At 70.6% G+C, this 24,695-nt stretch carries 22 protein-coding genes; 5 read left to right on the top strand and 17 right to left on the bottom strand.

Annotated features, from left to right (window positions below):
- Positions 1–46: 46 nt before the first annotated feature.
- The 3 genes from ABZ808_RS11650 to rarD all read left to right on the top strand — a co-directional run bounded on the left by ABZ808_RS11650 (position 47) and on the right by rarD (position 1,976).
- Entirely contained in the window at positions 47–433 is a 387-nt protein-coding gene (locus tag ABZ808_RS11650) for a phage holin family protein (protein WP_357004011.1), read from the top strand.
- A gap of 119 nt (positions 434–552) precedes the next feature.
- Positions 553–1,050, top strand: a complete 498-nt coding sequence (locus ABZ808_RS11645) for a GNAT family N-acetyltransferase (protein WP_357004008.1) — start codon at positions 553–555, stop codon at positions 1,048–1,050.
- Positions 1,047–1,976 carry an EamA family transporter RarD gene (gene rarD, locus ABZ808_RS11640; RefSeq protein ID WP_357004005.1) on the top strand — a complete coding sequence of 310 codons (930 nt, stop codon included), beginning with the start codon at positions 1,047–1,049 and terminating at the stop codon, positions 1,974–1,976. The genes ABZ808_RS11645 and rarD overlap by 4 nt, the downstream gene beginning before the upstream one ends.
- 9 nt (positions 1,977–1,985) lie before the next feature.
- Here rarD and ABZ808_RS11635 read toward each other — a convergent pair whose 3' ends face one another.
- Together ABZ808_RS11635 and ABZ808_RS11630 are read right to left on the bottom strand one after the other, a co-directional pair.
- Positions 1,986–2,705, bottom strand: coding sequence for a zf-HC2 domain-containing protein (locus tag ABZ808_RS11635; protein WP_357004002.1), 720 nt, complete (start codon positions 2,703–2,705; stop codon positions 1,986–1,988).
- Positions 2,702–3,217, bottom strand: coding sequence for a sigma-70 family RNA polymerase sigma factor (locus ABZ808_RS11630; protein ID WP_082377138.1), 516 nt, complete (start codon positions 3,215–3,217; stop codon positions 2,702–2,704). The genes ABZ808_RS11635 and ABZ808_RS11630 overlap by 4 nt, the downstream gene beginning before the upstream one ends.
- 241 nt (positions 3,218–3,458) lie before the next feature.
- On the opposite strand from ABZ808_RS11630, the gene ABZ808_RS11625 reads away from it, so the two are divergent.
- Positions 3,459–5,573, top strand: a complete 2,115-nt coding sequence (locus tag ABZ808_RS11625) for a PhoX family phosphatase (protein ID WP_357004000.1) — start codon at positions 3,459–3,461, stop codon at positions 5,571–5,573.
- A gap of 81 nt (positions 5,574–5,654) precedes the next feature.
- Here ABZ808_RS11625 and ABZ808_RS11620 read toward each other — a convergent pair whose 3' ends face one another.
- Positions 5,655–6,437: an IclR family transcriptional regulator C-terminal domain-containing protein gene (locus ABZ808_RS11620; protein WP_357003998.1), complete on the bottom strand. Its 783-nt coding sequence runs from the start codon at positions 6,435–6,437 to the stop codon at positions 5,655–5,657.
- Positions 6,438–6,590: 153 nt separating this feature from the next.
- On the opposite strand from ABZ808_RS11620, the gene ABZ808_RS11615 reads away from it, so the two are divergent.
- Positions 6,591–7,784, top strand: a complete 1,194-nt coding sequence (locus ABZ808_RS11615) for an MFS transporter (protein WP_357003995.1) — start codon at positions 6,591–6,593, stop codon at positions 7,782–7,784.
- Positions 7,785–7,830: 46 nt separating this feature from the next.
- Here the strand turns inward: ABZ808_RS11615 and ABZ808_RS11610 are convergent, their stop codons facing one another.
- From ABZ808_RS11610 to ABZ808_RS11545, 14 genes are all read right to left on the bottom strand, one after another.
- Positions 7,831–8,916 carry a polyprenyl synthetase family protein gene (locus ABZ808_RS11610; protein WP_357003993.1) on the bottom strand — a complete coding sequence of 362 codons (1,086 nt, stop codon included), beginning with the start codon at positions 8,914–8,916 and terminating at the stop codon, positions 7,831–7,833.
- Positions 8,917–9,006: 90 nt separating this feature from the next.
- Entirely contained in the window at positions 9,007–10,560 is a 1,554-nt protein-coding gene (nuoN, locus tag ABZ808_RS11605) for an NADH-quinone oxidoreductase subunit NuoN (protein ID WP_357003991.1), read from the bottom strand.
- Positions 10,557–12,089: an NADH-quinone oxidoreductase subunit M gene (locus tag ABZ808_RS11600; protein ID WP_357003989.1), complete on the bottom strand. Its 1,533-nt coding sequence runs from the start codon at positions 12,087–12,089 to the stop codon at positions 10,557–10,559. Before ABZ808_RS11600 ends, nuoN begins: the two co-directional genes overlap by 4 nt.
- Positions 12,090–12,153: 64 nt before the next feature.
- Positions 12,154–14,112 carry an NADH-quinone oxidoreductase subunit L gene (gene nuoL, locus ABZ808_RS11595; protein ID WP_357003987.1) on the bottom strand — a complete coding sequence of 653 codons (1,959 nt, stop codon included), beginning with the start codon at positions 14,110–14,112 and terminating at the stop codon, positions 12,154–12,156.
- A 10-nt stretch (positions 14,113–14,122) separates the two neighbouring features.
- Positions 14,123–14,440 carry an NADH-quinone oxidoreductase subunit NuoK gene (gene nuoK, locus ABZ808_RS11590; protein WP_306272991.1) on the bottom strand — a complete coding sequence of 106 codons (318 nt, stop codon included), beginning with the start codon at positions 14,438–14,440 and terminating at the stop codon, positions 14,123–14,125.
- Entirely contained in the window at positions 14,440–15,210 is a 771-nt protein-coding gene (locus ABZ808_RS11585) for an NADH-quinone oxidoreductase subunit J (RefSeq protein ID WP_357003983.1), read from the bottom strand. The genes nuoK and ABZ808_RS11585 overlap by 1 nt, the downstream gene beginning before the upstream one ends.
- Entirely contained in the window at positions 15,207–15,848 is a 642-nt protein-coding gene (gene nuoI, locus ABZ808_RS11580) for an NADH-quinone oxidoreductase subunit NuoI (RefSeq protein WP_357003981.1), read from the bottom strand. The genes ABZ808_RS11585 and nuoI overlap by 4 nt, the downstream gene beginning before the upstream one ends.
- A 1-nt stretch (position 15,849) precedes the next feature.
- On the bottom strand, positions 15,850–17,199 hold the full coding sequence (gene nuoH, locus ABZ808_RS11575) for an NADH-quinone oxidoreductase subunit NuoH (protein ID WP_357003979.1): 1,350 nt from the start codon (positions 17,197–17,199) through the stop codon (positions 15,850–15,852).
- On the bottom strand, positions 17,196–19,703 hold the full coding sequence (locus ABZ808_RS11570) for an NADH-quinone oxidoreductase subunit G (RefSeq protein WP_357003977.1): 2,508 nt from the start codon (positions 19,701–19,703) through the stop codon (positions 17,196–17,198). The genes nuoH and ABZ808_RS11570 overlap by 4 nt, the downstream gene beginning before the upstream one ends.
- Positions 19,703–21,019 (bottom strand): NADH-quinone oxidoreductase subunit NuoF, encoded by a 1,317-nt coding sequence (gene nuoF, locus ABZ808_RS11565; RefSeq protein ID WP_357003975.1) that lies wholly within the window; start codon positions 21,017–21,019, stop codon positions 19,703–19,705. Before nuoF ends, ABZ808_RS11570 begins: the two co-directional genes overlap by 1 nt.
- Entirely contained in the window at positions 21,016–21,954 is a 939-nt protein-coding gene (nuoE, locus tag ABZ808_RS11560; protein ID WP_357003974.1) for an NADH-quinone oxidoreductase subunit NuoE, read from the bottom strand. The genes nuoF and nuoE overlap by 4 nt, the downstream gene beginning before the upstream one ends.
- Positions 21,951–23,276: an NADH-quinone oxidoreductase subunit D gene (locus tag ABZ808_RS11555; RefSeq protein ID WP_357003972.1), complete on the bottom strand. Its 1,326-nt coding sequence runs from the start codon at positions 23,274–23,276 to the stop codon at positions 21,951–21,953. Before ABZ808_RS11555 ends, nuoE begins: the two co-directional genes overlap by 4 nt.
- Positions 23,273–24,010 (bottom strand): NADH-quinone oxidoreductase subunit C, encoded by a 738-nt coding sequence (locus ABZ808_RS11550; RefSeq protein ID WP_357003968.1) that lies wholly within the window; start codon positions 24,008–24,010, stop codon positions 23,273–23,275. The genes ABZ808_RS11555 and ABZ808_RS11550 overlap by 4 nt, the downstream gene beginning before the upstream one ends.
- Positions 24,007–24,684 (bottom strand): NADH-quinone oxidoreductase subunit B family protein, encoded by a 678-nt coding sequence (locus ABZ808_RS11545; protein ID WP_357003966.1) that lies wholly within the window; start codon positions 24,682–24,684, stop codon positions 24,007–24,009. The genes ABZ808_RS11550 and ABZ808_RS11545 overlap by 4 nt, the downstream gene beginning before the upstream one ends.
- Positions 24,685–24,695: the final 11 nt, after the last annotated feature.

Below are 24,695 nucleotides of genomic sequence, written 5' to 3'. Positions count from 1 at the left end.
AACCGGCGGGTTACGTCGCTGGCTGGTCCGTGGCACGATCCCGGCCATGGGTTTTCTGAAGGGGTTGTTGATTCGGCTGGCCACGACGGCGCTGGCCTTCTGGTTGGCCACACTGTTCATTCCGGGCATCGACCTGGAGTCGAGCTCCACCACCGAGACGGTCACCACGCTGCTCCTGGTGGCGGCGATCTTCGGCGTGGTCAACGCGGTGCTCCAGCCGATCATCAAGACTGTCGGTTGTGGCTTCTACCTGCTCACTCTGGGCCTCATCGCGCTGGTGGTGAACGGGCTGCTGTTCCTGCTCACCAGCTGGATCGCCGACCAGGCCGGCCTGCCGTTCTCGGTGGACGGCTTCTGGCCGGCCGCCGTGCTCGGTGCCCTGTTCGTGAGCATCGTGACCTGGATCCTCGGCGCCGTCCTCGACCGGGACTGACCGACGACCGACCACCACCGACCCGTGCCGCCCGGCTCCGACGGAGCCGGGCGGTTTGCTGACCAGACTCCGGGAATTGGTCGGCGCGGGGGCCGGCCGGGTCGGTTAGCGTCGCCGACGTGTTCTCTCTGACCCGCGGCGACGGCCACCTGATCAGCACCGATCCCGCCCGGCTCGACCTGGCCCTGGTCCATCACTGGCTGTCCACCGACGCGTACTGGGCGCTGGGGCGGGATCGGGAGACGCTCGCGCGGGCGTTCGCCGGGTCGCTGCCGTTCGGCGTCTACCGGCCCGAGGACGGCCGCCAGGTCGCGGTGGCCCGGGCGGTCACCGACGGTGCCACCTTCGCCTGGCTCTGCGACGTGTACGTCGACCGCGCCGCCCGGGGCATCGGGCTGGGCGGTTGGCTGGCCGGCGCGGTCCGCGACCATCTGGCCGAGTTGGGCGTACGCCGGATCCTGTTGTGCACCAACGACGCGCACGAGGTGTACGCGCGGGTGGGCTTCACGCCGCTGGAGGTGCCCGAGCGGTGGATGCAGCTCGACCGGCGTCCACCGGTGACCCAGGTCACGGGAAAGGAACAAGACAGCGGTTCACCCCTTACGGTGGAGGCGTGACGCCTCTCCGCCTGGGATACCTCTACGGCTTCGGCGCGTACCTGATCTGGGGTTTCTTCCCGCTCTACCTCAAGCTGCTGCGACCCGCCGGCCCGCTGGAGATCCTCGCCCACCGGATCGTCTGGTCCGTCGTCTTCGTGGCGCTGCTGCTCGGCGCGCTGCGCAACGTCGGCTTCCTGCGGGCGCTGCTGCGCCGGCCCTGGGCGGTGGCCGGGATCGTCACCGCCGCCGCGCTGATCGCGGTCAACTGGGGCACCTACATCTACGGGGTCAACTCCGGCCGGGTGGTGGAGACCGCGCTCGGCTACTTCATCAACCCGCTCGTGGTGGTGCTGCTCGGCGTCACGGTGCTGCGGGAGCGGCTGCGCCCGCTGCAGTGGGTGGCGTTGGGCATCAGTGGGTCGGCGGTCGTCGTGCTCACCGTGGACTATGGCCACCTGCCCTGGCTGGCCCTGACCCTGGCCTTCAGTTTCGCCGGCTACGGCCTGGTCAAGAAGCGGCTCGGGCTGCCCGCCGCCGAGGGGCTCTTCGTCGAGTCCGCGGTGCTGGCGCTGCCCGCGCTGGGCTACCTGGCCTGGCTGACCCGGCGCGCCGAGCTGACCTTCGGGCACGTCTCGGCCGGGCACACCGCGCTGCTGGTGCTGGCCGGCGCGGCCACCGCGATCCCGCTGCTGCTCTTCGCCGGTGCGGCCAACCGGCTGCCGTTGACCGGCCTCGGCATGATCCAGTATCTGGCGCCGATCCTCCAGCTCGGCTGCGGTGTGCTGATCTTCCACGAGCCGATGCCACCGGCCCGCCTCGCCGGCTTCGCGCTGGTCTGGCTCGCCCTCGGCGTCTTCACCGCCGACGCTGTCCGCCACGCCCGCCACAACCGTGCCCGCACCCGCGCCGCCGTCACCGTCGAGGTGCCCGTCGCGACGCCCTGACCGGCGAGGTCAGGGGACCGCGTAGGTGAGCAGAGGCGTCCCGTCGGCTCGCTGGAGTTCGACGCTGACCAGTTCGGCGTCGGTGAAGCGGGTCATGCCGGTGAACTGGAGGTCGTCACCGGGAGCGGCGAGCCAGGAGCCAATCTGCTCGCTGGCGCCGTTCGGGCCGCGCGCCACCAGCCGGAACGGGTACGCCTTGCCGTAGCTGGTCCGCGCGTCGTACCCGCAGTGCATGGTCACCTCGGTGCCCCACCTGCTGCGGATCAGCCCGATCTCGGCGTGCACCGGCCCGGTGGAGGCCACCGGTCGCATGGCGACCATCGACACCTGCGGGCCGGGGCGGTTGCTCTGCGCGCCGGGGGTGGCGGGCGGGGCGGGCGGGCGGGGCAGCACGGCGGCTGTGCCGACACCGACCACCAGGGCCAGCGCGGCGGCGGCCAGAGCGGTCAGCGCGTACCGCCGACGCGTCGCGGCCCGCTCGCGGCGGCGCCGGCCGCGGGCCTCCTCGAGCAACGCGGGCGCCCGGGGCGGGGCCGGCGGCGGCAGGAACTGCTCCAGCCCCGCCGGGTCGAGCCGGCCGAGCAGCCCCGGCAGGACGGCGATCTCGGCGACCGCGTCGCGGCAGGACGCACAGCCGCCGAGGTGCCGCTCGTACGCCGCACGCTCCGCGGGTGCCAGGGCGCCCAGCACGTACGCGCCGTCGTCGTGCGCGAACTCGCACCGCGTCATCCCGTCACCCCCATCTCGGCCAGGACCAACCGTAGTGAGCGCAGCGCATAGTGGGTGCGCGACTTCACGGTGCCCGGTGGCACACCCAACCGGGACGCCGCCTCGGCCACCGACCGTCCCTGATAGAAGCACTCGACCAGCACCTCCCGGTGGGTCGGGGTGAGCCGGTTCAACGCCTCGGCGACCGTCCACGCCTCCACCGCGCGCTCGGCCTCGTCGACGGCGTCCGGCGGCTCGGGCAGCTCGTCGGTGAACACCTCGCCGACCCTGGTGGACCGGCGCCGCCAGGCGTCGATGGCCAGGTTGCGGGCGGTCGTGAACAGCCAGGCTCGTACGGAGCCGCGTCGCGGGTCGAGGGACTCGGGGTGCCGCCAGGCCCGCAGTAGCGTCTCCTGCACCAGGTCCTCGGCCCGCTGCCGGTCGCCGTTGACGAGCCGCAGGGCGTGCGCGTAGAGCGCCTCCGCGTGCTCGTCGTGCAGCGCCCGGAGCAGTTGGGCGTCGTGGTCGCTGATGGCGGTCTCCTCACTTCCGGCGCGGGTCCGGCGGTGCGTCCGCTCGGGAATACGTGCCGTCACGCCGATCGGTTCAGCCCGAGGTCAGCCGGTTGCGTGGCGGCCCGCGCCGCGGAGGTGTTCACGTCTGGTTCACACGGGGGCCGACGAGCGCTCACCGCGTCCTTTTAGCGTCCGGCAGGTACGCCCCCCGATGACTGTTCCGGTGTGCCACCGACCTTCCCAGGAGGCTTCCCCCCCCATGAGCGACCGTCCCCGGCTGCTCCCGCTGTTGGGCGCCACGCGTCACGGCAGCCGTGATGCCATGACCTGTCTCTATCGCTGCGGCAACGCCTGTGAGCACCCCGTGGCGAACACGTCCGACAACGCGTACTTCGGTGATGTGGTGAACGCGGAGGTCTCCCGGCGCGGCGTGGTCCGGGCCGGCGCGGTCGGCGCCCTGGTCCTCGGTTTCGGCGGCGCGGCGGCCGGTGCGACCCCCGCTCTGGCCGCCCCCGCCACCCCCGACGTGCCGGAGGCCTTCGGCTTCGGCCGCCCCAGCACCGGTGTCGGCAGCGGTGCGCTCACCTTCAAGCCGATCCCGCCGAACAAGTTGGACACGTTGGTCGTGCCGAACGGTTACGACCACGCCGTGGTGATCAAATGGGGTGACCCGGTGGTGCCGGGCGCGCCCGAGTTCAACGTGCACCGTCAGACCGCGGCGGCGCAGTCGAAACAGTTCGGCTACAACAACGACTTCGTCGGCCTGCTGCCGCTGGACAAGCGCGGCAACCGGGCGCTGCTCGTGGTCAACCACGAGTACACCAACGAGGACCTGATGTTCCCCGGCTTCGGTGGCCTGGACGGGCTCTCGGTCGAGCAGCTGCGCACCGCCATGGCCGCCCACGGCATGTCCGTGGTGGAGTTGGAGCGGGTCGCCGGCACCGGTCAGTGGAAGCCGGTCGACAAGGGCCGCCGGCCCTACAATCGGCGGATCACGGCGCTCGGCACCAAGTTCGACCTGACCGGCCCGGCCGCCGGCTCGGCCTGGCTGAGGACCGCCGCCGACCCCAAGGGCCGCACTGTCGTCGGCACACTGAACAACTGCGCCGGTGGCGTGACCCCGTGGGGCACCGTGCTCTCCGGTGAGGAGAACTTCAACCAGTACTTCGTCGGCGCCGACGCCGCCCCGGCCGAGCTGAAGCCGAAGCTGGACCGCTACGGCATCAGCACCGCGTCCCGCTACCCCAGCGGCAGCCGCAGGTGGGAGCGCGCCGACGAGCGCTTCGACCTGGCCCGGCACCCGAACGAGGCGCACCGGTTTGGCTGGATCGTCGAGATCGACCCGTTCGACCCGGAGAGCCGTCCGCGCAAGCACACCGCGCTGGGCCGGTTCAAGCACGAGGGCGCGAACGTGATCGTCGCCAGGGACGAGCGCGTGGTCGCGTACATGGGCGACGACGAGCGGTTCGACTACCTCTACAAGTTCGTCTCGGACAAGAAGTTCCTGAAGGGCAACTCCTGGGCTGCCCGCAAGCACAACCTGACCCTGCTGGAGTCCGGCACGCTCTACGTCGCGAAGCTGGACCAGAGCAGCGCCGCCGAGATCGACGGCTCCGGCAGGCTCCCCACCGACGGCGCGTTCAACGGCCGGGGTCGCTGGATCAAGCTGGTGAGCGGCAACCGCTCGTTCGTCGACGGGATGACCGCCGCGGACGTGCTCACCTTCACCCGGCTGGCCGGTGACAAGGTCGGCGCGACCAAGATGGACCGCCCGGAGGACGTCGAGGCCAGCCTGCTCACCGGCAAGGTGTACGTGGCGCTGACCAACAACACTCACCGGGGCGTCGGCAGCAACCCAAAGGCGGACGAGGCCAACCCGCGCAACGCCAACAAGCACGGGCAGATCCTGGAACTGGTCGAGGAGCGCGGCGACAACACCGCCGAGACCTTCGCCTGGTCGTTGCCGATCGTCTGCGGCGACCCGACCGACCCGTCGACCTTCTTCGCCGGGTACGACAAGACGAAGGTCTCCCCGATCTCCTGCCCGGACAATGTCGCCTTCGACGCCACCGGCAACCTGTGGATCTCCACCGACGGCAACGCGCTGGGCAGCAACGATGGGCTCTTCGCCACCGCCGTCGAGGGCCCGGAGCGGGGTCACCTCAAGCAGTTCCTGACCGTGCCGCTGGGTGCCGAGACGTGTGGCCCGTTCATCACCGGCGACAACCGTTCGCTCTTCGTCGCGGTGCAGCACCCGGGTGAGATCACCGGCGCCTCGGTCGAGAATCCGGCCTCGAACTGGCCGGACGGCGACTACGCCAAGCCGGGCGTGGTGGTCACCTGGCGGCTCGACGGCGGCCCGGTGGGCAGCTGACGTTGCTCCGGCGGTCCGGCGCTGGACCGCCCCGAAGGGCCCTCTCCCCGCCTGGGAGAGGGCCCTTCGGCGTCGGACGGGTCAGTGGTCGGCGGCGATGCCGTCGGCGACGGCACGGGCCACCGTGAGCAGCTTGGCCCGGACGACCCGGGCGGAGGTCATCATCTCGCTCGCCGGGAGGGCGCAGGCCAGTACGACCCGACGTTCCATGTCCTTGTCCGGCGCGACAAGCACCGCCGCGCAGGCCACCCCCTGCCGGAACTGCCCCAGCTCCAACTGCATCCCGCGCCGGTCACCGGCGGCCAGGTCCGCCTCGAACGTCTCGGTGGTGGTCAGCGTGGCGGTGGTGAACGGGCGCATGCCGTACTCACGCAGGTAGCGGAACCGCTGCTCGGTGGTCAGGGTGGCGAGCAGGGCCTTGCCCAGGGCGGTCGCGTGCGCCCCCTCGTCGAACCCGGGGACCAGATCCTCCAGGTAGGGCGAGCGGTGCCCCTCGGCCATCGCCGTAAGGGCGACCTGACCGCCCACGAACCGGCCCAGGTAGTGGCTGTAGCCGGTGTCCACGGCGGCCCGCCGCAACGTCTCACCCACCACGGGAGGGCCCCGGAACGCGGTCACCAGCTCCCGGTAACGGTCGGCGACCTCCAGCCCCACGATGTACGTGCCGTCCTCCCGACGGATCACGTAGCCCTCGTAGGCCAGTGTGCGGACCAGGTGGTAGGTGGTGGCCACGGTCAGCTCGCACCGCCGGGCGATCTGCTTGACGGTCAGGCCCTTCGGGGCGCGACCGACCGACTCCAGGACCCGGAGTGCTCGGGACACACTGCGGATCAGGTCCGAAGGTTCTGCCAAGGGGTCGCGCACAACCACCTCCGCCGCCGGGGACTTACACCATATGAAAAACAGGGCGGGTGCGAAATGCCTGTTCGGATCGAGGATGCCAGATCACCATCCACTGTTCGTGAACCGCCAGTCACCCAGCGTGGCCCGGGTATGACTCGCGTAGGTTTGCCGGCGATGACCGACACAGCCCTCACCCCCGCTCCGGACCGCGCCCGGACCCGCCCGATCCGGGCCAGCGCCGGTGCCGTCGTCACCACCGTGGCCTGCGTGCTGCCCGTCTTCCTGCTCGGCGGCCTCGCCGTCCAGATGGGCGCCGACCTCGGGTTCTCCCCGGCCGGCCTGGGCCTGGCCGTGGCCGTCTACTTCGGGGTCAGCGCGCTGGCCTCGGTCCCCTCCGGCCGCCTCGTCGAGCGGTACGGCCCGGCCCTGGTGGCCCGCTGCGGCATCCTGCTGTCGGCGGGGTCGATGCTGGCCATCGCGGCGCTCGCCCGGTCGTACCCGGCGCTGCTCGGGCTGCTGGCGCTCAGCGCCGCCGCGAACGCCCTCGGCCAACTGGCGAGCAACGCGGCGCTGGCCGAACATGTGCCGCCGGGCCGACAGGGGCTGTCGTTCGGCGTCAAGCAGGCGGCCGTTCCGGTCTCCACCCTGCTCGCCGGGGCGGCAGTGCCCACCATCGCGCTCACCGCCGGCTGGCGCTGGGCGTTCGTGGCCGCCGCCGTCACGGCTCTGACGACGCTGCCCGCCGTACCCCGGCAGGTGCCAGGCCGAGCCCGGCGGGCCGCCGCCGCACGTGCCGGCCAGGCCACCACGGCGCTGGTGGTGATCGGCGCGGCGGCGACGTTGGCGGCGGCGGCCGCCAACGGGCTGGGCACGTTCCTGGTGGACTCCGCCGCCGCCCGGGGCCTCTCACCGGGCCTCGCGGGTCTCACCCTGACCCTGGGCAGCGCGGTCTGCGTGGCGGCCCGGGTGGGTGCCGGCTGGCTGGCCGACCGCCGCGCCAGCGGTCACGTCGCGCTCATCTCCGGCATGCTGGTGGTCGGTGCCGCCGGGCTCGGGCTGCTCGCGCTGGCCGGCACCGTGCCGCTGGTGGTGGGTGTGGTGCTCGGCTTCGGCCTGGGGTGGGCCTGGCCCGGCCTCATGAACTTCGCGGTGGTCCGGCTGCACCCGCAGGCACCGGCCGCCGCCACGTCGATCACCCAGACCGGGGTGTACGCGGGCGGCTGCCTCGGCCCGTTGACCCTCGGCCCGCTCGCCGCGCACCTCGGCTATCCGACGATGTGGACCACCGCGGCGGTGTCGATGCTGCTCGCCGCCGCCCTCATGCTCACCGGAAGCCGCCTCCTGCACCGCCCTGCGCAGCCCTCGTGATCAGGAAGCTGGCACCCGGGCCACGCGGCGTGCCGGGGGTGCGGGGTCAGCTGGTGCGGTCGGCGATGTAGTCGCAGAGCGACTCCAGGGCCTCACGCGACGGGGTTTCGGGGAGTGGGGCCAGGCGGGCACGGGCGTCCTCGGCGTAGCTGCGCACGGTCTCCCGGGCGCGCTTGAGCGCCGGGCTCTCCCGCAGCAGCCCCAGGGCCTCGGCGTGCAACGCGTCATCGGTCAGCGGGCCGGTCGCCAGGATCTCCCGCAGTCGCACCGAGGACGCGTCGGAGTCGTCCGCCGCGCAGGCGTAGAGCACCGGCAGCGTCGGGACGCCCTCGCGCAGGTCCGTGCCGGGCGTCTTGCCCGACTGCTCCGATTCGGAGGCGATGTCCAGCAGATCGTCGGAGAGCTGGAAGGCGACGCCGATCGTCTCGCCGTACCCGGCCAACGCCTCGACGTGCTCGCTGGAGGCCCCAGCGAACATGCCGCCGAAGCGGGCCGACGTGGCGATCAGAGAGCCGGTCTTCTCGGCGATCACACTCAGGTAGTGCGCCACGGGATCGTCGCCGGGGCGCGGGCCCACGGTCTCCGCGATCTGGCCGTGCACCAGCCGGGCGAACGTCCGCGCCTGCAACCGCACGGCCTCGGGCCCCAGGTCGGCCGAGATGTCCGCGGCGCGGGCGAAGAGGTAGTCGCCGACCAGGATGGCGACGGAGTTGGTCCAGCGCGAGTTGGCGCTCGGCGCACCCCGGCGCACGGCCGCCTCGTCCATCACGTCGTCGTGGTACAGAGTGGCCAGGTGGGTGAGCTCCATCACCACGGCCGCCGGGACCACCTGCGCGCTGGTGGGATCGCCGAACTGTGCGCCCAACGCCACCAGCAGCGGCCGGAACCGCTTCCCGCCAGCCTCGACGAGATGCCGGGCGGCCTCGGTCACGAACGGGTCGGCGCTGGCGACACTGGCCCGCAGCTCGACCTCGACCTTGTCCAGCAGGCCCAGCACGGACGCCTCGACGCGGGGATCGGCGAGATGGAGGCCGAGCGCGCCGAACTGACTCGTGCTCACCCGACCCCGGCGACCGCCGGAACCGGTGGCACCTGAACGCTCGCCAGCCGGAATCACCACGCTATCAACCATGCCACACGCGTTCGACCTGCTCCGGGTCGGGGATACGACCAAGGGCCGACACGCCGTTAAGCGTGCCGGCCCCGGTGGCCGAGGTTCGCCTCAGCGCACGAATTCGGCGGCTCCGTTGGCCAGGTCCAGCAGCGGCGCCGGGGCGATACCCAGCGCCAGAGTGGCCAGCACGCCGATCATCAGCGCGGCGGAGGTGAGCCCGCCGGGCACGGTGACCGTCGGCGTGGACTCGCCCGGCTCGGAGAGCCACATCATCACCACGACCCGCAGGTACGGGAACGCCAGCACCATGCTGGTCAGCACACCCGCGATCACCAGCCAGGCGTGACCGCCGTCCAGCGCCGGCCCGAAGACCGCGAACTTGCTGGTGAAACCGCTGGTCAGCGGGATACCGGCGAAGGCCAGCAGGATGAACGTGAACAGCCCGGCGTAAAACGGGGAACGCCGGCCCAGCCCCGCCCAGCGCGACAGGTGGGTGGCCTCCCCGTCCTCGTCGCGTACCAGGGTCACCACCGCGAACGCGGCCAGCACCGAGAAGCCGTACGCGACCAGGTAGAACATCGTGCCGGAGAGACCGTCGCGGCTCGGCGCCAGCACACCGACCAGCAGGTAACCGGCGTTCGCGATCGAGGAGTACGCGAGCAGCCGCTTGATGTCGGTCTGGGTGACCGCGAGCACAGCGCCCACCAGCATCGTCAGCACCGCCACCGCGCCGAGCACCGGGGTGAAGTCCCAACTGGCACCGGCGAACGCCACGTGGAAGACCCGCAGCAGCGCGCCGAACGCGGCGACCTTGGTGCAGGCGGCCATGAAGCCGGTGATCGGCGTCGGAGCGCCCTGGTAGACGTCCGGCGTCCACACGTGGAACGGGGCCGCCCCGGCCTTGAAGAGCAGACCGATGGCGAGCAGCGCCATGCCGGCGAAGAGCAGCACCGGACTGGCCGGCGACTCGGTCACCGCCGCGTTGATGGTGGCGAAGTCGACCCCGGCACCCCGCCCCGGGATCCCGGAGGTGAAGCCGTAGATCAGGGCAACCCCGAACAGGAAGAACGCCGAGGCGTACGCGCCGAGCAGGAAGTACTTCATCGCCGCCTCCTGGCTCAGCAGACGCCGGCGACGGGCCAGCGCGCAGAGCAGGTACAACGGCAGGGAGAAGACCTCCAGCGCGATGAACATGGTCAGCAGGTCGTTCGCCGCCACGAAGATCAGCATGCCGCCGATCGCGAACGTGACGAGCGGATACACCTCGGTGAGCCCGTTGCGCCCCGCGGCCTGCCGCCGGTCGTCGGCCGACTCGGCGGTGACCGCGGCCTGCGCCACGAAGGCACCGCCCCGCTCCACCGAACGGTCACCGATGAGCAGCAACGCCATCGCGGCCAACACCAGGATCGCGCCCTGGAGGAAGAGCGTCGGCCCGTCCACCGCGATGGCCTGGCCAGCCGTGATGAGCCGGTCGTCGGCGTTGAGGACCACCATGGTCAGCGCGGCGAGGACAGCCAGCAGCGCCAGGGTCAGCTGCACCACGTGCCGCAGCCGCCGGGGCACGAAGGCCTCCACCAACACACCGAGCAACGCGGTGCCCAGCATGATCAGAATCGGGGCGAGCGCCGCGTAGTCGAGCGACGGCAGTTTCAACTCGGTCACTTTGCCGCCTCCTGGACGGTGCCCACCGACGGGGCGGGGTCGGTCCTGCCGATGTCGTCCATGGTCGCCTGGACGGCGGGGTTGATCACGTCGGTGACCGGCTTGGGATAGAAGCCGAGCAGCACGATCAGCGCGATCAGCGGGGCGACCACGACCTTCTCACGCAGGTTGAGATCCCGGCGCATCCCGTCGATCTTGGTCAGCGCCGGGTTGAGCGTGCCCTGCGTGGTGCGCTGCACCATCCACAGCACGTACGCGGCGGCCAGGATGATGCCGAGCGTGGCGATGACCGCCACCGGCTTGTTCACCGTGAACGTGCCGATCAGCACCAGGAACTCGGAGATGAACGGCGCGGTGCCGGGCAGCGCGAGCGAGGCGAGACCGGCGAAGAACAGCACCCCGGCGAGCACCGGGACCAGCTTGCCCGCGCCACCGAAGTCGCTGATCAGCGACGAGCCGCGCCGGGCGATCAGCATGCCCACCACCAGGAAGAGCAGGCCGGTGGCCAGCCCGTGGTTGAGCATGTAGAGCACCGCGCCGGTGCCGGCCTGGGTGGTGAAGGCGAAGATGCCGACCCCAATGAAGCCGAAGTGCGCGATCGAGGTGTACGACACCAGCCGCTTGAGGTCGTTCTGGCCGACCGCCAGCAGCGCGGCGTAGACGATGCCGATCACGCCCAGCGCCAGCGCCCACGGCGCGAACCACTTCGACGCCTCGGGGAACAGCGGCAGGCAGTACCGCAGGATGCCGAACGTACCCACCTTGTCCAGGACGCCGACCAGCAGCGCCGCGGCACCCGCCGGGGCGGCACCACCGGCGTCCGGCAGCCAGGTGTGGAACGGGAAGAACGGGGCCTTGATGGCGAACGCGAGGAAGAACCCGAGGAACAGCCAACGCTCGGTGCCGGTGCTGATGTCGACCTGCGAGAGCGCCTGCCAGTCGAAGGTCTTCCCGCCGACCACCCAGAGCCCGATCACCGCGGCCAGCATGAACAGACCGCCGACCAGCGAGTAGAGGAAGAACTTCACCGCCGCGTACTGCCGCTGATGGCCGCCGTAGCTGCCGATCAGGAAGTACATCGGCACCAGCATGACCTCGAAGAACACGTAGAACAGGAAGACGTCGGCGGCGGCGAAGACGCCGATCATCGTGCTTTCGAGGATCAGCAGCAGCGCGAAGTAGACCGGGATGGACCGCTTGGAGGACTCCGCGTCGTGCCAGGACGCCAGGATCACCAACGGCACCAGCACCGCGATAAGCATCAGCATCACCAGGGCGATGCCGTCCGCGGCGAAGGTGAAGCTGACGCCCCAGTTCGGGATCCACGAGTACGACTCGCGGAACTGGAACCGGTCACCGCCAGCGTTGAAGCTGACCCACATCACCACCGAGAGCACCAGCACCAGCAGCGACCAGCCGAACGCCACCTGCTTGGCCAGCTCCGGCCGGCGGCGCGGCAGGAAGGCCACCACCAGGGCGCCCACCAGCGGCGCCACGGTGAGCACCGAGAGGAACGGGAAGTTGGACATTATGCGGCCTTACCTCCGTCGTGGATGCGTACTCCGCCGGCGGGGGCGGCCGGAAAGAGGTCGATCACGCGAACCACCCCGCCTGCACCGCCAGGAACGCCGCCATCACCAGCAGCGCACCGGCAAGAATCGAGGTGGCGTACGAGCGGACGAAGCCGGTCTGCATGCGCCGGAGCCGGGCCGAGCCACCGCCGACAGCGGCGGCGAGCCCGTTGACCAGCCCGTCGACGCCCCGGTTGTCGAGGAAGACCAGCGCCCGGGTGAGGAAGATGCCCGGCTTCTCGAAGACCGCCTCGTTCACCGTGTCGGTGTAGAGGTTGCGCCGGGCGGCGGTGACCAGCACCCCGGCCGGCTGCGGCGCGGTGGCCGTACCGGCCCGGAACAGGAACCAGGCCAGCCCGGCACCGAGCACGGTGACCAGCAGCGACAGCGTGGTGATCACGGCGTGCGAGAGGACCGCCTCGTGCTCCCCGTGCTCGCCGCCCAGCCCGGCCGTTGCCGTCAGCCAGTCCGGCACCGACGTGGCGAGCAGGAAGCCCGCGCCGACCGAGCCGACCGCCAGCAGGATCAGCGGGATGGTCATCAGCTTCGGCGACTCGTGCGGGTGCTCGATGTCCTCGGTCCACCGCTTCGGGCCGTGGAAGGTGAGCACGAACAGCCGGGTCATGTAGAACGCGGTCAGCCCGGCGCCGAGCAGCGCGGCCCCACCGAACAGCCAGGCGGTCCAGTCCTCCCGCTCGAAGGCGGCCACGATGATCGGCTCCTTGGAGAAGAAGCCGGAGAACGGGAACATGCCGATGATGGCGAGCCAGCCCATCATGAACGTCAACCAGGTGACCTTCATGTACTTCGACAGCCCGCCGAAGCGACGGATGTCCACCTGGTCCTTCATTCCGTGCATGACCGAGCCGGCGCCCAGGAACATGTTGGCCTTGAAGAACCCGTGCGCCAGCAGGTGCACGATGGCCAGCGCGTACGCACCACCGCCCAGGCCGACGCCGAGGAACATGTAGCCGATCTGGCTCACCGTCGACCAGGCGAGCACCCGCTTGATGTCGTCCTTGGCCGCGCCGATGATGCAGCCCATCAGCAGGGTGAGCGCGCCGACGCTGACCACCACGAGCTGGAGCGTCGAGTTGGCGGAGAAGATCGGGTTGGACCGGGCGATCAGGTAGACGCCCGCGGTGACCATGGTGGCGGCGTGGATGAGGGCCGACACCGGGGTGGGGCCCTCCATCGCGTCCGGCAGCCACGCCTGGAGCGGGAACTGGCCGGACTTGCCGGCCGCGCCGAGCAGCAGCAGCAGGCCGAGCACCAGCACCGTGGTGCTCGTCAGCGCGCCGACGCCGTTGAACACCTCGTCGTACTGGGTGGTGCCCAGCGTGGCGAACATGATGAAGATGCCGATGGCCAGGCCGGCGTCGCCGACCCGGTTCATCAGGAACGCCTTCTTGCCGGCGGTGGCCGCGCTCGGCCGCCCGTACCAGAAGGAGATCAGCAGGTACGACGCCAGACCGACGCCCTCCCAGCCGAAGTACAACATCACGTAGTTGTTGCCGAGCACCAGCAGCAGCATGGCCGCGACGAACAGGTTGAAGTACGCGAAGAACCGGCGGCGGCCCGGGTCGTGCGCCATGTACTCCACCGCGTACAGGTGGATCAGGAAGCCCACGCCGGTGATCAGCAGCACGAAGACCGCGGCCAGCGGATCGAACAGCATGCCGAAGTCGACTCGCAGGTCACCGACCGCGATGAAGTCCCAGAGGCTCAGCTCGACCGACTTGTTCTCCAAGCCGCGCAGCTGGAAGAAGAAGGTCAGGCCGAGCACGAACGCGGCGCCGATGGCGGCGACGCCCAACCAGTGCCCCCAGCGGTCGGCCCGCCGGCCGAGCAGCAGCAGGACGGCGGCGCTGACCAGCGGGATCGCCACCAGCAGCCAGACGCCGCCGAGCAAGCCACCTGCCGATGCGTAAGCGACGTCGCCGAGCGGCGCCGCTGCGGCGTGCGCCAGATTCTCTTCCACTGCTTGCCCCTTAGTACTTGAGCAGGTTGGCGTCGTCGACACTCGCGGAGCGTCGAGTCCGGAAGATCGACATGATGATCGCGAGCCCGACCACGACCTCGGCCGCGGCCACCACCATCACGAAGAACGCCATGATCTGGCCGTTGAGGTCACCGTTGATCCGGCTGAAGGTGACCAACGTCAGATTGGCCGCGTTGAGCATCAGCTCCACGCACATGAACAGCACGATCGCGTTGCGCCGGACGAGCACCCCGGCGGCACCGATGGTGAACAGCACCGCGGCGAGTACCAGGTAGTAGTTCGGCTCGACCGAGAAGAACGATTCCATTACTTGTCCGTCCCCTTCAGCGAGGTCTCCTCGGCGGTCAGCTCGCGCTGCGGAAGGATCGCCGGGGTGCTGCGGTCGGTCAGGCGGCCGTCGGGCAACCGGGCCGGGGTGGCCACCGAGGAGGACGTCGCGAAGACGCCGGGGCCGGGCTTGGGGCCGGGGTAGTTGCCCGGCGCGAAGCGAGCCCGCATCGTTGACGGCTGGTCGACCTTGTCCTGCTTACGCCGCTCGATGTGCGCGAGCACCATGGCACCGACCGCCGCGGTGATCAGCAGCGCCGACGTCAACTCGAACGCCAGGACGTACTTGGTGAAGAGCAGCCGGGCGATGCCCTCCACGTTGCCCTCCGCGTTGGCCTGCTCCAGGCCGACCGCGGTGGTGCCGTCCAGCGCGTGGTAGACGCCGCTGCCGATCAGGCCGGCGAAGCCCACGCCCAGCACGATGGCGGCGACCCGCTGGCCGCGCAGCGTCTCGATCAGCGAGTCGGAGGCGTCCCGGCCGACCAGCATGAGCACGAACAGGAACAGCATCATGATCGCGCCGGTGTAGACGATGATCTGCACCATGCCGATGAACGGCCCGGCCTGGAGCACGTAGAACACGCCCAGACAGAGCATGGTGAGCACCAGCCAGAGCGCCGAGTGCACGGCGTTGCGGGCGGCCACCATCCCGATCGCGCCGACCAGCGCGAGGGGCGCGAGGATCCAGAAGGTGACCTGCTCGCCGCCGGACACCCCGCCCGCCGCGGCCAGCACCGTAGACGTGGTCATGCTCCCTCTCCCTTGCCGGCCGCCGCGCGCTGGGCGGCCTGCTCGGCGCCCGGGAACGTCACGCCGGGGTGCTCCTCGACCTGGTAGCGGCCGGGGCTCATCGGGGACGTCTCGGCACCGGCGGAGGTGCCCGGGTTGTCCAGCGCGCCGACGTAGTAGTCCTTCTCGCTGTCGCCCAGCCGCATCGGGTGCGGCGGCTGCTCCATGCCTTCGAGCAGCGGTGCCAGCAACTGCTCCTTGGTGAAGATCAGGTCCTGCCGGTTGTCCCGGGCCAGCTCGTACTCGTTGCTCATGGTGAGCGAACGGGTCGGGCAGGCCTCGATGCACAGCCCGCAGAAGATGCACCGGGCGTAGTTGATCTGGTAGATGCTGGCGTACCGCTCACCCGGCGAGAAGCGCTGCTCGTCGGTGTTGTCGCCACCCTCGACGTAGATCGCGTCCGCCGGGCAGGCCCAGGCACACAGCTCGCAGCCGATGCACTTCTCCAGGCCGTCCGGGTGCCGGTTGAGGATGTGCCGCCCGTGGTAGCGCGGCGCCGAAACCGGCGGCTTGAACGGGTAGTCGGTGGTGACGACCTTCCTGAACATGTGCGAGAAGGTGACCCCGAATCCCTTGAACGTTCCGGTGATCGCGCCCACGTCACACCTCCCTGGAGTCCGAGCCGGCGATGTTGGCCGGCTCCCGCTCGGCGACCACGCGCGTGATACGCGGGCTCGGTGGTACCTGTAGATCCATCGGTGGCAGCGGGAAGCTGCCGTACGGCCGGCTGTCCACCTGTTCCTGCGTCGTCGGCGTCGGCGTCGGCTTGCGGTTCGGCCAGAACAGCGTGGCGATCAGCAGGATGCCGGCCGGGATGCCTACCGCGATGAGCTTGCCGCGCGAGTCCCAGTCCTCGATGGAACGCAGGCCCGCCAGGACCAGGATCCAGACCAGGTTGATCGGCAGCAGCACCTTCCAGCCGAGCCGCATGAACTGGTCGTACCGGAGCCGGGGCAGCGTGCCGCGCAGCCACACGAAGACGAAGACCAGCGCGATCACCTTGCCGAAGAACCAGAGCATCGGCCACCAACCGGAGTTGGCGCCCTCCCAGATCGTGATCGGCCACGGCGCGTGCCAGCCACCGAGGAAGAGCGTCACGGTGAACGCCGACATCGTCACCATCGCGACGTACTCGCTGAGCATGAAGAGCGCGAACTTCAGCGAGCTGTACTCCGTCTGGAAGCCCGCCACCAGCTCCGACTCCGCCTCGGGGAGGTCGAACGGCGCCCGGTTCGTCTCACCGACGATGGCGATGAAGAACATGACGAAGCTCGGCAGCAGCAGGATCCCGTACCAGCCGGGCGCGTGGATCGTGGCGCCGCCGATGCTGAGCTGGGTGGCGTCTCCCTGGGCGGCCACGATGCCGCTGGTGGACATCGTGCCCGCGGTCATGAACACCGCGACGACGCTCAGGCCCAGCGTGACCTCGTAGGAGACCAGTTGGGCGGCGGAGCGCAGGCTGCCGAGCAGCGGGTACGTGGAGCCGGACGCCCAGCCGCCGAGCACGATGCCGTACACCGCGAGCGACGACAGGGCCAGCACCAGCAGGACGGCCACCGGCACGTCGGTGACCTGCAGTGGCGTCCGGTGCCCGAAGATGCTGACCATCGGGCCGAACGGCATCACCGACAGCGCGGTGACCGCGCAGACCACCGAGATCACTGGCGCGAAGAAGTAGACGACCTTGTCCGCAGCCTTCGGGAGGATGTCCTCCTTGAAGGCCAGCTTCAGGCCGTCGGCGAGGGTCTGCAGCAGACCGAACGGACCGACCTGGTTGGGGCCGGGCCGCACCTGCATGAAGCCCACCACGCGCCGCTCGAACCAGACGCCGAGCAGAGTGGCCAGCACGGCGAAGACGAACGCGAAGAGGATCTTGATGAGGACCAGCCACAACGGATCCTGGCCGAAGTCGGCCAGAGTCGGGTCCTGGGCGAGGTAGGACGGACTCACTGGTTACCCCCAGCGTTGAGGAGCGGACCCGGGAGACCGGTCTCGTCGGCCGCCACCCGCCCGGCCGGCACGGCCACGCTCGGTGCGGGGACCGAGATCCGGACGACCGTGCCGGACGTCGCCCCGAGGCTCCGTCGCACGGTCGAGCCCGGCGAGTTCGTCGGCAGCCAGACAACGCCGTCCGGCATCTCGGTGAGCGCCGCCGGCAGGGTCAACGCCCCCCGGTCGGTGCCGACCGTGACCGCGTCGCCGTCGGCGACACCGAGCGCCTCGGCGGTGCCCTTGCCCAACCGGACGACCGGCGGGCGGGCGGTTCCGGCGAGGTGCTCGTCGCCGTCGGTCAGGCTGCCGAGGTCGACCAGCTGGTGCCAGGTGGCCAGTACGGCCTCCCCGGCGCGCGTCTGCGGCGCCGCGCCGGGCGACACCGACGGCGGGGCCGGGCGAGACATACGCGTGGCCGGCAGCGAGCCCAGCTCGCGGCGCACGCTCGGCACGTCGGCCGTGCCGAGTCGCACGTCGAGCAGCGCCGCCAGCGTGTCGAGCACGCGGCCGTCGGTCATCGCCGCGGTCTTCAGCACCGCTTCGAACGGACGCAGCCGGCCCTCCCAGTCCAGGAAGCTGCCAGCCTTCTCGACCACCGGCGCGATCGGCAGGACCACGTTCGCCCGCCGGGTCACCGCGCTGCCGCGCAGCTCCAGGCTGACCAGGAACGGCACCGCGTCCAGGGCGGTCTCGGCCAGTCGCGGGTCGGCCAGGTCGGCCGGGTCGACCCCGCCGACCACCAGCGCGCCGAGCTGCCCGTTGGCGGCCGCCGCCAGGATGCCGTCGGTGTCCCGACCGGCCTGGCTCGGGATCACCCCGGCCGGAATGTCCCACGCCTCGCCCAGCTCGGCCCGCGCGGCCGGCTCGTTGACCAGCCGGCCGCCGGGGAGCAGGTTGGGCAGGCAACCCGCGTCGACAGCGCCACGGTCACCCGCGCGTCGCGGCACCCAGGCCAGCTTCGCGCCGGTACGCCGGGCCACGTCCGCCGCGGCGGAGAGCCCGCCCGGCACACTGGCCAGCCGCTCGCCGACGATGAGGATCGCGCCCGGCGCGCTCAGCGCCTCGGCGACGGTGGCGTGCTCGGCGAGCACGCTCGCCTCCTCGCCCGGCACCACCCGGGCCAGCTTGGCGCCGAGCTTCTCCAGGCCGCGGGTGGCGAATGGCGCCAGCGCGTACACCGTCAGGGTCTTCTTCAGGTACGCCTTGCGCAGCCGCAGGAAGAGGATCGGGCACTCCTCCTCCGGCTCAAGGCCGACCAGCACCACCGCCGGCGCGTTCTCCACGTCGGTGTAGGTGACGTCGGTGACCCCGGCGACCGAGCTGGCCAGGAAGTCGGCCTCCTCGCGGGAGACCGGCCGGGCCCGGAAGTCGATGTCGTTGGTGTTCAGTGCCACCCGGGCGAACTTCGCGTACGCGTAGGCGTCCTCGACGGTCAGCCGACCGCCGGTGAGCACCGCCGTGCCCTGGCCGCTGTCGCGGGCAGCGCGCAGCCCTTCGGCGGCCACGGTGAGCGCCTCACTCCAGGACGCCTCGCGCAGCTCACCGGTGCTGTCGTCGCGGACCAGCGGGGTGGTCAGCCGGTCGGTGGCCCGGGTGTACTGGAAGCCCCAGCGACCCTTGTCGCAGTTCCACTCCTCGTTCACCGCCGGCTCGTCGCCGGCCAGCCGGCGCAGCACCTTGCCGCGCCGCCAGTCGGTGCGCTGCCCGCAGCCGGCCGAGCAGTGCTCGCAGACGCTCGGGCTGGAGACCAGGTCGAACGGGCGGGCCCGGAAGCGGTACTGGGCGCCGGTCAGCGCACCCACCGGGCAGATCTGCACGGTGTTGCCGGAGAAGTAGGAGTTGAACGGGACGTCCCCAGCGTCGCCCTCTTCGCCATACGCGTCGTCGCGGTAGATGTTGATCTCCTCGGCGGACGACCGGCCCATCAGGTCGATGAACTTGTCGCCGGCGATCTCCTCGGAGAACCGGGTGCAGCGCTGGCAGAGCACGCAGCGCTCGCGGTCCAGCAGCACCTGGCTGCTGATCGCCATCGGCTTCTCGTACTCCCGCTTGTGCTCGTGGAAGCGCGAGTCGGTACGGCCGGTGGACATCGCCTGGTTCTGCAGCGGGCACTCGCCGCCCTTGTCACACATCGGGCAGTCCAGCGGGTGGTTGAGCAGCAGCAGCTCCATCACCCCCTCCTGCGCCTTCTTGGCGACCGGCGAGGTGAGCTGGGTCCGTACGACCATGCCGTCGGCGACGGTCTGGGTGCAGGAGGCGACAGGCTTGCGCTGCCCCTCCACCTCGACCAGGCACTGCCGGCACGCGCCGGCCGGGGCCAGCAGCGGGTGGTCGCAGAACCGGGGGATCTCGGTGCCCATCTGCTCGGCGGCCCGGATCAGCAGCGTCCCCTTGGGAGCGGTGACCTCGACGCCGTCGATGGTGAGCGTGACCGTGTCGGTCTGCTTGGCTACGTCCGTCATCAGTGAGCTCCAACCAGCTGCTTGTCGGAGAGCTTCGGCGCGGTACGTCCCTCGATGTAGTCGAGGTAGTCCTGCTTGAAGTACTTCAGCGACGAGGTCACCGAGCTGGTCGCGCCGTCACCGAGGCCGCAGAACGAGCGGCCGAGGATGTTGTCACAGGTGTCCAGCAGGGTGTCCAGGTCCTCGTGGGTGCCCTGACCTGCGAGGATCCGCCGGTAGACACGCACCATCCAGTAGTTGCCCTCGCGACACGGGGTGCACTTGCCGCACGACTCGTGGTGGTAGAACTCCAGCCACCGGTAGGTCGCGTAGACCGGGCAGTCCTGGTCGGAGAAGATCTGGGTGGCCGTGGTGCCGAGGATCGAGCCGGCCGCCGCCACCCCCTCGAAGTCCAGCGGCACGTCCAGGTGCTCGGCCGCCAGCAGCGGGGTCGACGAGCCGCCCGGCGTCCAGAACCTCAGGTTGTGGCCGGGCTGCATCCCGCCGGCCAGCTCCAGCAGCTCGCGCAGCGTCACGCCCATCGAGCACTCGTACTGGCCGGGGTTCACGATCCGACCGGAGAGCGAGTAGATCATCGGCCCGGACGACTTCTCGGTGCCCATGGACTTCCACCAGTCGGCCCCGCCGAGCACGATCGGCGGCACGCTGGCGATGGTGCCGACGTTGTTCACCACCGTCGGGCTGGCGTACAGGCCGTGGGTGGCCGGGAACGGCGGGCGCAGCCGGGGCTGGCCACGGAACCCCTCCAGCGAGTCCAGCAGCGCCGTCTCCTCGCCGCAGATGTACGCCCCGGCGCCGGAGTGCACCACCAGCTCCAGGTCGTAACCGCTGCGCAGGATGTTCCGGCCGAGGTAACCCTTGTCGTACGCCTCCTGGACGGCGTTGCGCAGCCGGCGCGCGGCGTGCACCGCCTCGCCGCGGATGTAGATGTAGGCGCGGTTGGCCCGGATCGCGTACGACGCGATGATCACGCCCTCGACCAGCGCGTGCGGGTCGTGGGTCATCAGCGGCAGGTCCTTGCAGGTGCCCGGCTCGCCCTCGTCGGCGTTGACCACCAGGTAGTGCGGCTTGCCGTCGCCCTGCGGGATGAAGCCCCACTTGAGACCGGTGGGGAAGCCCGCGCCACCCCGCCCGCGCAGCCCGGAGTCCTTGATCAGTTGGATCAGGTCGTCCGGGTGGGCCTTGAGGGCCTTGCGCAGCGCGGCGTAGCCGTCCAACTGCTCATAGGTGCCGATCCGCCAGGCGTCCGGCGACAGCCAGCGCTTGGTCAGCACCGGCGTCAGCTTGGCCAGCGTCTCCTGGCGGGGAGTGGTCACTTCTGGGCCCCCGTTTCGTTCGCGGCGGCGGAGTTCGCGCCATCGGCGCTCGCCGACGCTTCGGTGAGGTTGCGCTCCTGCGCGCCGGTGGAGTCGCCGGCGGGCTTGCGGTCGCTGGCCGGCGCGTTGGCCGCCGCACCGGCGGCCTCCGCCTTCCGCGCGTCGCGCGAAGCCGGCGGCGAGGTCTCCGTGGCCGCGGCGGGCGCCGGCTTGGCGGCGGCCTTCGCCTTCGCCGCCTCCTTGTCCGCCTCGGCCTTGCTGCGGATCGGGGTGTTCGGGTCGAAGCCCGGCACCGACACGCCGTGCTCCTGCGCCAGCCGCAACCCGCGCAGCGTGGCCTCGCCCGGTCCGCCGTCGGCGACCGCGCCGTCGCGCTCGTCGGCGAAACCGGCGAGCTGCACCGCCATCTCCTTGAGCGTGCAGAGCCGGGCGCCGCGGGTCGGCATCGGCCGGCCACCGGCACGCAACTCGTCGACCACACCGACCGCAGTGGACGGATCCACCCCGTCGAAGAAGTCGTAGTTGACGGTCATCACCGGGCCGTAGTCACAGGCCGCCAGGCACTCGGCGTGCTCCAGCGTGATCTTTCCGTCGGCCGTGGTCTCGTCGTGCCCGACGCCCAGGTGCTCGGTGAGGGTGTCGTAGACCTCCTGGCCACCCAGCACGTTGCACATGGTGTTGGTGCAGACGCTGACCAGGAAGTCACCGGTCGGCTTGCGCTTGTACATGGTGTAGAAGGTGGCCACCGCGCCGACCTGCGCCTTGTTCAGGCCGAGCACCTCGGCGCAGAACGTGACACCGGCCGGAGAGACGTAGCCCTCCTCCGACTGGACCAGGTGCAGCAGCGGCAGCAGCGCCGAGCGGGACCGGTCCGCCGGGTAGCGGGCGATGATCTCGCGCGCCCGTTCCCGGGTCTCGTCAGTGAAAACGGTCATCGGTCACAACCACCCATCACGGGGTCCAGCGAGGCGCCGCCGGCGATCACGTCGGCGATCAGGCCGCCCTCGGCCATCGCCGGCAGGGCCTGGAGGTTGACGAAGCTCGGCTCCCGGTAGTGCACCCGGTATGGCCTGGTGCCACCGTCGGAGACCGCGTGCACGCCCAACTCGCCGCGAGGCGACTCGATGCCGACGTACACCTGGCCGGGCGGGACCCGGAAGCCCTCGGTGACCAGCTTGAAGTGGTGGATCAGCGACTCCATCGACTGACCCATGATCTTCGCGACGTGCTCCAGCGAGTTGCCCATGCCGTCGACGCCGATGGCGAGCTGGGCCGGCCAGGCGATCTTGCGGTCGGCGACCATCACCGGGCCCGGCCGGAGCCGGTCCAGTGCCTGCTCGACCAGCTTCATCGACTCCCGGATCTCGGCGAGGCGGACCAGGTAGCGGCCCCACACGTCACCGTCGGGGTGCGTCGGCACGTCGAACTCGTACGTCTCGTAGCCGCAGTACGGCATGGTCTTGCGCAGGTCCCAGGCGAGTCCGGCGGAGCGCAGCACCGGCCCGGTGATGCCGAGCGCCACGCACCCGGTCACATCCAGCACCGCGACGTTCTTGGTGCGCTCGGTCCAGATCGGCTGGCCGGAGAGCAGGTCCTCGTACTCCTTGAGCTTCTTCGGCATCATCTTGAGGAAGTCGCGGATCTTGACGATCGCCTCGTCCGGAACGTCCTGCGCCACACCGCCCGGCCGGACGTACGCGTGGTTCATCCGCAGGCCGGTGATCGTCTCGAAGATGTCGAGGATGTACTCCCGCTCGCGGAAGCCGTACAACATGATCGAGATGGCGCCCAGCTCCATGCCGGTGGTGGCCAGCCAGACCAGGTGCGACGAGATCCGGTTGAGCTCCATCATCAGCACGCGGATGGTGGTGGCCCGCTCGGTGATGTCGTCGGTGATGCCGAGCAGCTTCTCGACGGCGAGGGCGTACGCCGTCTCGTTGAAGATCGGGGCGAGGTAGTCCATCCGGGTCACGAAGGTCGAGCCCTGCACCCAGTTGCGGTACTCGAGGTTCTTCTCGATGCCGGTGTGCAGGTAGCCGACGACCGAGCGGGCCTCGCGGACCGTCTCGCCCTCCAGCTCCAGGACCAGTCGCAGCACCCCGTGCGTGGACGGGTGCTGCGGACCCATGTTGACCACGATCCGCTCGTCGTGGAGCGGGTCGGTGCCCGAGACGACCGTGTCCCAGTCACCACCGGTGACGGTGAAGACCCGACCCTCGGTGGTCTCGTGCTCGGTCGCGTAGTTCGACGTCGTCACTGGTACGACCTCCTCCGGTCCGGCGGCGGGATCTCGGCGCCCTTGTATTCGACGGGCACCCCACCGAGCGGGTAGTCCTTGCGCTGCGGGTGGCCCTCCCAGTCGTCCGGCATGAGGATCCGGGTCAGGCTGGGGTGGCCGTCGAAGACGATCCCGAACATGTCGTACGCCTCCCGCTCCTGCCAGTCCGCCGTCGGGTAGACGGCGGTCACGCTGGGCAGGTGCGGCTGCTCGACGGAGACCGCGGCCTCCAGCCGGACCCGACGCCGGTACGTCATCGAGGTGAGCAGGTAGACCACGTGCAGCCGGCGCTCGTCGGCACCGAGGTAGTCCACACCGGACACCGAGGAGCACAGCTCGAAGCGCAGCGCCATGTCGTCCCGCAGCACCTGGCAGACCTCGGCGATCCGCTCCGGACGGACGTGCAGGGTCAGCTCACCCCGGTCGACGACGACCTTCTCGATCGCGTCACCGAAGGCCGGGTACGCCTCCTCCAACGCGTCGCGGACCTCGTCGAAGTAGCCGCCGTAGGGCCGCGTGGCCTCCTCGATCGGCTGGCGCTGGCGGACCAGGCCGCCGTAGCCGGACACGTCGCCGGTGCCCTGGTTGCCGAACATCCCGCGGCCGGCCGGGCTGGACGGCGGGTACTCGGCCGGCGCGGTGCCGCTGGCGCCGGCCGGGGTGACCGGCACCGGCACCCCGCCGTCGTTGGGCTTGTCGGTGGGTGACGTCATTTGGGGCCTACCTGCGGGTGGAGGTGGTTCTGGGCGTTCATCCAGTTCTCGATCCGCAACTGCTCCTCGCGCCCCTCGCGGACCGCCTGGGTCCACTCGGCACGCCGGGCCTTGTCGCTGCGGTACGAGGACGGCATGGAGCCGTACGGCACGACCGGAACGTCACCGCGCTCCTGGCGGGCCGCCAGCATCTTGCGACCGTTCGCGCCGAGCGGCTCGTACATGATCTTCTCGCGGAGCTTGAGGATCGCGTCGATGAGCATCTCGGGCCGGGGCGGGCAGCCGGGCAGGTACATGTCGACCGGCACGACGTGGTCGACACCCTGCACGATCGCGTAGTTGTTGAACATGCCGCCGCTGCTGGCGCAGACGCCCATCGAGAGCACCCAGCGGGGCTCGGCCATCTGGTCGTAGATCTGGCGCAGCACCGGTGCCATCTTCTGGCTCACCCGGCCGGCGACGATCATCAGGTCGGCCTGCCGGGGCGAGGCCCGGAAGACCTCCATGCCCCAGCGGCCCATGTCGTAGTGCGGACCACCGGCGGCCATCATCTCGATGGCGCAGCAGGCCAGGCCGAAGGTGGCGCCCCACACGGACGACTTCCGGGACCAGTTGACCAGCTTCTCCACCGAGGTGAGCAGGACGCCGGCGGGAAGCTTCTCCTCGATGCCCATCTGACGTTCCT

The sequence above is a fragment of the Micromonospora sp. NPDC047527 genome, from assembly GCF_040643015.1.
GTDB lineage: Bacteria > Actinomycetota > Actinomycetes > Mycobacteriales > Micromonosporaceae > Micromonospora.
The sequence above is the reverse complement of the archived record's forward strand: the minus strand, read 5'-3'. Positions and strand labels throughout refer to the sequence as shown.